Raw genomic sequence first — 6,940 nt, 5'->3', positions numbered from 1 at the left:
CCTGATTGCTGAGTCCGAGAAGCTGATCGAACTGTCTCAGGAGCGGCGCTCCGCTCTCATCACTGCGGCCGTGACCGGCCAGATCGACGTACGGCAGGAGGCCTGAGTTGGCGCAGCACAACGAGATCGAGTTCGAGAATGAACTGTGCGAGTACCTGGCTGTCCACGGCTGGCTGTACTCCAAGAACGACACCGGTTACGACCGTGAGCGTGCGCTGTTTCCGGCGGACTTCTTCGGGTGGCTCCAGGACACCCAACCGAACGAGCTGGCCAAGGTGGTCAAGCCAGGCGCCGCGGACGAGGCCAAGCAGCGCGACCAGCTCCTGAACCGGCTGGTGAAGCGCCTGTCGATCGACATGGAGAACGGCGGCGGCACCCTCAACGTGTTGCGCCATGGATTCAAGCACCTGTCAGCCCAGTTCCGCATGTGCCAGTTCAAGCCCGAGTCCACTCTCAACGCCACGACGGTAGCGGACTACGAGAAGGTACGTCTGCGCGTGATGCGGCAGGTGCACTTCTCCACCGGGGATCAGCGCAGTGTGGATCTGGTGTTCTTCATCAACGGCCTGCCGGTGGCCACGGCCGAGCTCAAGACGGATTTCACGCAGACGGTCGAGGACGCCAAGCAGCAGTACAGGACCAGCCGCCAGCCCAAGGACCCGGGCAGCAAACACATCCAGCCGCTGTTCACTTCCGGACGCGGTGCGCTGGTGCACTTCGCGGTGTCCAACGACGAGGTCTGGATGACCACGAAGTTGGCCGGGGGCAAGACGTTCTTCCTGCCGTTCAACCGGGGTACCGAGGACGGCGGAGCGGGCAACCCTCTGAACCCCGACGGGTCGCCCTCGTCCTACCTGTGGGAAAGGGTGCTGCAGCGTGACGCATGGCTGAACATCTTCGCCCGGTTCATGTACATCAAGCATGAGAAGCGCACCGACCCGATCTCCGGCAAGACCACCAAGTCGGCCACACTGCGGTTCCCCCGCTTCCACCAGTGGGAGGCCGTCACCCAGGTGACTGACGCCGTCATCGCTGAGGGTGCGGGGCACCGATACCTGGTCCAGCACTCAGCGGGATCGGGTAAGACCGACTCGATCTCCTGGCTGTCCCACCGTCTGGCCCGCCTACAGGTGGACGACACCAAAGTGTTCGACTCGGTCATCGTGGTCACCGACCGAACCGTGCTGGACGATCAACTTCAGGACGCGATCAAGCAGATCGACAACGGCCAGGGCATCGTGACGGCCATCGACCGAAGACAGGCGGCCCGCGAGGGCTCCTCCAAGTCGGGTGCGCTGGCCAAGGCCCTGGCCGCAGGCAAGCTGATCATCGTCGTGACCATCCAGACCTTCCCCCACGCGATGGACGAGATCCGCAAGTCCAAGGGATTGAAGGACAAGAAGTTCGCCGTCATCGCTGACGAGGCGCACTCCTCCCACACAGGACAGGTCGCCAACAAGCTCAAGGCCGTCCTGACCGCCGAGGAGCTCAAGGAAGCCGAGGACGGCGGCGAGGTCGACGTTGAGGCAGTCCTGGCAGCCGAGGCCTCCGACCGGGCCAACAGCCCGAACATCTCCTACTTCGCGTTCACCGCCACCCCCAAGGGCAAAACGATAGAGCGCTTCGGCCGCGTACCCGAGGGCACGGACCTGCCCCCGCAGCCGTTCCACGTCTACTCGATGAAGCAGGCCATCGAAGAGGGCTTCATCCTGGACGTCCTGCGCGGCTACCACTCCTTCAAACTGGCCTTCCAAGTCGGCCAGAACGCCGCTTCCGGCGACACGGAGGTCGACCAGAACGAGGCAACTAAGCAGGTCATGCGGTGGGTGAAGCTCAACCCACAGACCATCGCGCAGAAGGCCGCGATCATCGTCGAGCACTTCCGCTCCAACGTCGCACCCCTGCTGGACGGACATGCCAAAGCGATGGTCGTCGCCGACTCCCGCAAGGGCGCGGTCCGGTACAAAAAAGCCATCGACGCCTACATCGCCAAGAAGGGCCTGGACTACGGCACCCTGGTGGCCTTCTCCGGCAAGGTCGAAGACACCGAGACCGGCCCGGACGACTTCACCGAAGCGAACATGAACCCGGGCGTGCGCGACCTGCGGTCCACTTTCGAGGGTGACGAATACAGGGTCATGATCGTCGCCCGGAAGTTCCAGACCGGCTTCGACCAGCCGCTGTTGTGCACCATGTACGTCGACAAGCTGCTGTCGGGCGTGGAAGCGGTGCAGACGCTCTCACGCCTCAACCGCACCTACGTCACCCCCTCAGGCACACAGAAGACCTCCGCGATGACGCAGGTCGTGGACTTCACGAACGACCCGGCCGAGATTCAGAAGGCCTTCGAGCCGTACTACACCGACGTGCACCTGGAGCAGGAAACCGACCCCAACCTGGTGCATGACCTGGCCACCAAGCTCGACACCTTCGGGATCTACACGCTGGCCGAGCTCGACCAGTGCGCCGAGGCGTGGGTGATGGACAAGGGCAACAACGCCCTGACGGCCGCAGTGAACCCAGGCAAGCAGCGGTTCCAGGACCGGTACACCGCGGCTCTGGCGGCGGACGGTGGCGAGGGTGCCAAGGCCGCCCTGGAAGAGCTCGACATGTTCCGCAAGGACGTCGGCACGTTCGTGCGGCTCTACGACTTCATGAGCCAGATCGTCGACTACGGCGATGCGGACCTGGAGAAGCGCAGCATCTACCTGCGGCTGCTGGCCCGTCGGATCCAGCCCGGCAACTACACCGCCCCGGTCGACCTGTCCGACGTCGTGCTACAGAACGTCAAGCAGGTCGACAAGGGCAAGACCAACATCTCCCTGGGTACGGAGGACATCGCGCTCAAGGGTGTGACGGGTGCTGGGTCGGCGAGCAAGAAGGACCCGAAGATGGTCGCGTTCCAGGACGTCCTGGAACGGCTCAACGACCTGTTCGGCAACGAGGACTTCACAGCCTCTCAGAAGGTGTCCTTCCTTGAGGCCCTGCTAAGCGCCCTACTGGCCGACGAAGGCTTGGTGCAGCAGGCCAAGGTCAACAGTCTGACCCAGTTCGCCGAATCTCCCGACTTCGACGATGCCGTCATGGGTGCAGTCGCGGACAACCAGGGTGCGCACAACAAGATGAGCGACTACTTCTTCACCAGCTCTGGGGGACAGACACAGCTGATCGCCGAAATCGCCAAGTGGTTCCACACGGTCGTCGTCAACCAGGAAGAAGACACCAGTGAGGCCGCGGAGCCGACCCAGCGGTGATCCGGGTAGCAGGTCGGTGGGAGAGCCCGGCTGGGGCGGTGGTGTGGGTGCCGGGGACGCCTCCATCATTCGACGAGACCGGTGGCGGTTACCTGTAGGTGCTCCAGCGAGTGGTGGTGTCGCCGTGCTGCAGGGTGTCGAGGCGGTGGCGCCATTGGGAGCGCAGGCCGGGGTTGGTGTTCAGGACTGGTAGGACGCTGGTGACGAGCTTGAGTTCGCGGACCTGGCGTAGGACGGGGAATCCGGGCCAGTCCAGCACGTCGTAGCCGTACTCCTCGGCGAGCGGGGTGTGGGGATCCTGGGCGTAGTCCATGCGGACCTTGCCCACCGCTGCGGGCACCAGGTCCCATTCCCGGGGGCCGTGACTGAGGCTGTCGAAGTCGCAGATCACCGGGCCGCCAGGGCCGGAGATGAGGTTGCCCAGGAACGGGTCGCCGTGGATCACCCCGGCGGGAAGCTCGAACTCCAGGTCCTGGACCTGGGCCTCTAGTTGGTCGGTGCGCCTGGTGAGGAAGCTCCGGTCGACGTCGGCCAGTCCTTCGGCGTCCGTGATGCGGCTGCGGATTCGCTCGAACGGCTCCCACGACGGCAGGGCGAGATCCGGGGCTGGCAGGGCGTGGAGGTGTTTGAGGATGCGCCCGAGGTCGATACCGGTCGGTTCGGGGCCGGTGGAGGGCACCAGGTGCCAGAAGGTCGCCGTGGCTCCGCCGGCCTGGACGGGCTGGGAGATGTCCTCGGCCAAACGCACCGTGGGGGCGTCGTGCTGAGCGAGCCACCGTGCCGCCTGGATGACCACGGGGACGCGTTCGACCACGGTCGCCGAACCGGCGATGCGCACCACCAGCCTCGCGTGCGGGAGGCGGTAGACGGCGTTGTTGGTGAACTTGATCAGCTCGGCGTCATCGGCCGCCTTGGCGCCCAGTCCGGCTTCCTCGCACAAAGCGGCGAGGACGTCGTGGACGCGGTCTCTGGTGAGGGCGAACCGGGGGCTGGTGGAGGCGGGGACGGTGCTCATGATGTGCGAAGAGTAGCAATCTCGGCGGCCAGGTCCGCTGTCTCGCCCCGGGTCCGGTAGGCCTGGGCAGCCTGCTGCAACGGGGCCAGACGGTCGATCACGCGCACCGAACGGACCTGCCGGGCGAGGTCGACGGCCTGGCGACCGATGCGCACTCCCTGATCGGGGTCGCCGTTGACGATGTGGGCGGTGGCCAGAGTTGTCAGCTCGAAGGCTCGGCTGCGGCCCATGGCGGGGCTGCGGGCGTCCACGGCCCGGTACAGATGCTCGGTCGTGGCCGTGTACGCGCGGGGCGAGGGCGTGGGGAGCGTGGCGTTGACGACCCCCGACAGGGCGTCCAGGTCGGCTTCGTGGAAGAACCGCACCCAGGGGGTGGTGTCCGAGTCGGCGCGTGCGAAGGCGTCGTGGGCGCGTGCGAGGGAGTCCATAGCTCGTTTCCCGTCATCGAGGGCCGCGTAGGCCCAGGTGGTGTTGGCGCACATGAGCGCGACGGTGCGCTCACACCCGGAGTCCTGAGCGGCGATCTGCCCCAACTGCAGGAACCGCAGGGACTGGACGGTGTGGCCGCGGTGCAGGTGCAGGCGGCCCATCCGGTAGAGGACGTTGGCCACCAACGAGGGTTCCTCGATGTACTGGGCCTGCTCCAGTGCCAGGGACAGGTGTTCGGCCGCGACCTTGTAGTGGCCGACGTCGAAGCTCGCCCATCCGGCGAGGTTGTGCAGATCGGAGACGGCTCTGTGGAGCCGGAGGCCGACCTGGTTCACGGGTTTGGCCACGCGTAGCAGCCGGTGGGCGTAGGCCAGTTGCGCCATGATCGAGTCCAGGCACGCACCGCCTCCGAGCTGGTAGTCAGCGGCCCGCAGAGCCTTGGTAACCGTTTCGACATGGTCCACGTCGGTTCCCGTCACCCGTCGGACGGGCAGGGGCGAGTCGGGGAGGTTCGGGCCGCGCCAACTGCGGGGATCGATCTCCACCGCTCCCATGGTGACCTGGGCCGCGTGCGCCAACAGCTTAGTGCTCTCGACGCTCTCCCTCTGGGCGCGGCTGGCTGTCACCCGAGGCGCGGAGAGCCCGTCAAGGAAGCGGCGCAGTTTCACGACATCCTTCAACTCGCGCTTCTTCGATTCGAGTTGGGAGATCATCGACTGGGAGAGCCCGGTCAAACGCCCGAGAGCCTCCTGGGACAGGTCGGTGCGCGAACGCAGAGCGCGTACCAGAGCACCCGCGTCGAGACGTCCAGCGGCTTCTTGTACCTCAGGGTTATCCCAGAAGCCCTTGGGTATACACGGACACCTTTTCTTCGCATTAGCGACAGAAGTTCTCTCCCCGCCGCAATTCTCACATATCGACACCATGGGTTCCTCGGCTCGAGAACTGTTCACCGCCCATGGAACAGGGCTCACGAACTGGCCGCCAGCCCTCGCCCAAAAAACATCACCACCGTAATAACGATCATTACCTGCGTTCATGGGCACCGAAGGCACCCCGACCCAAGACTGAGAACTCGTCAACGACCTGGAACTGACGCGCAAGGCACGGTGACCAGGCGCGAGAGGACGGTGATGGGGATGAGGGCCGTTGTAGTGGAACAGGCGGAGACTACGGATAAGAGCACCGGTACACGAACGGTTTCTCCTCTACCCAAACGCGCCACCGCACCGGTGGACCGTGCCCCAGTCCTGCTGGAGGACAGGGGCGAGTTCACAGGGCACGCGATGACCGTACCCGGCGAGCCCTCCTACGCCAGGGTCATGCGCCGCCACCTGAGGGCACTGGCGTCCCTCCCCGCCTGGGAGGTCGACCCGATCGAACTGCTCGCCTCGGAGCTGTTCAACAACTGCGTCCACCACACCCGGTCGGGCCAGGCGGGAGGTGAGATCACCATCAGCGTGTGCAAGCTGGAGGGTCGCACCCAGGTTCGCGTCACCGATATCGGTCCTCGTCAGGGAGAGGTCGCCGTCCCCTGCCTGCGCCCGTTCGATCCCGAAGCCGAGGGCGGGCGCGGACTGCGCCTGGTCGCGGAGGGCGCGGACCGGTGGGGCACCGTCCACCATGACGACGGACGCACCAGCGTCTGGTTCGAGGTGGACCGGATCGAACGGCGCTCGGACCAGCCCGCCGAACACGTCGACCACGCCCAGCGGTGATCACGATGGCCTGGGACGTCAGCGACGACCACGACCAGTACATGGCCGCCTACCAGCTTCATATGCGTCACCGAGGCCGTTGGCTCGTGATGTGGGCTCCGGGCGCACGGGCCTTCTTCGCCTTCTACCGGGGTTGCGCTCACGTCGTTCCGTTGTCCGAACCCACCAGCCAGGAGTTGCATCGCCAGATCCTGCGCACCGAGACGGCCCTCGCCATGACGGCAACCGCCTACTGGTCCTGCCCGAGCCCCGGATGCTCCTGGACATCCAGCACGCCCATCCACCACGACTGCCCACGGCCATCGGTATGACCACCTCTCTCACCGACGCACGCGCCTCCTGCCGCGATCTGCCCGACCCCGACCGTATGTTCGGCGACACCCTCCAACAGCGCCGGGTCCGACACATCTGCGCCCCGTGCCCCATCCGCAGCGCATGCCTGGCCGAAGCCCTCGACCTGCGCGGATCGACATCGGGCTGTGGGGCGGCATGACGGCACGAGAACGCCGTGCGCTGCGCCGCCG

Annotated in this window: 5 protein-coding genes; 3 read left to right on the top strand and 2 right to left on the bottom strand. The window is 65.7% G+C overall.

The genetic code is table 11. The features are described from left to right. The first annotated feature begins 107 nt into the window (after positions 1 to 107). Positions 108 to 3,254, top strand: coding sequence for a type I restriction endonuclease subunit R (locus tag ACSIH6_RS24240; protein WP_435110600.1), 3,147 nt, complete (start codon positions 108 to 110; stop codon positions 3,252 to 3,254). Between the two features lie 88 nt (positions 3,255 to 3,342). Here the strand turns inward: ACSIH6_RS24240 and ACSIH6_RS24235 are convergent, their stop codons facing one another. Then, the gene (locus ACSIH6_RS24235) at positions 3,343 to 4,269 is read right to left on the bottom strand and encodes an aminoglycoside phosphotransferase family protein (RefSeq protein ID WP_435110599.1); all 927 of its coding nucleotides are present in this window, start codon (positions 4,267 to 4,269) and stop codon (positions 3,343 to 3,345) included. Next, positions 4,266 to 5,624 (bottom strand): helix-turn-helix domain-containing protein, encoded by a 1,359-nt coding sequence (locus ACSIH6_RS24230; RefSeq protein ID WP_435110607.1) that lies wholly within the window; start codon positions 5,622 to 5,624, stop codon positions 4,266 to 4,268. The genes ACSIH6_RS24235 and ACSIH6_RS24230 overlap by 4 nt, the downstream gene beginning before the upstream one ends. A gap of 306 nt (positions 5,625 to 5,930) precedes the next feature. Here ACSIH6_RS24230 and ACSIH6_RS24225 point away from each other — a divergent pair, with 306 nt between their 5' ends. Beyond that, on the top strand, positions 5,931 to 6,416 hold the full coding sequence (locus ACSIH6_RS24225; RefSeq protein ID WP_435110598.1) for an ATP-binding protein: 486 nt from the start codon (positions 5,931 to 5,933) through the stop codon (positions 6,414 to 6,416). A gap of 253 nt (positions 6,417 to 6,669) precedes the next feature. Continuing rightward, positions 6,670 to 6,909, top strand: a complete 240-nt coding sequence (locus ACSIH6_RS24220; protein WP_435110597.1) for a WhiB family transcriptional regulator — start codon at positions 6,670 to 6,672, stop codon at positions 6,907 to 6,909. Positions 6,910 to 6,940: the final 31 nt, after the last annotated feature.

Origin of the sequence: Nocardiopsis synnemataformans (assembly GCF_965343085.1) — a bacterium.
Classification (GTDB): domain Bacteria; phylum Actinomycetota; class Actinomycetes; order Streptosporangiales; family Streptosporangiaceae; genus Nocardiopsis; species Nocardiopsis alborubida.
This window is presented reverse-complemented; position numbering and strand designations above follow the sequence as displayed.

Excerpts from the sequence above, each read along its gene's own strand:
- ACSIH6_RS24235 (WP_435110599.1), bottom strand. The coding sequence starts at position 4,269 with ATGAGCACCGTCCCCGCCTCCACCAGCCCCCGGTTCGCCCTCACCAGA.
- ACSIH6_RS24230 (WP_435110607.1), bottom strand. The coding sequence starts at position 5,624 with ATGGTGTCGATATGTGAGAATTGCGGCGGGGAGAGAACTTCTGTCGCT.
- ACSIH6_RS24220 (WP_435110597.1), top strand. The coding sequence starts at position 6,670 with ATGCTCCTGGACATCCAGCACGCCCATCCACCACGACTGCCCACGGCC.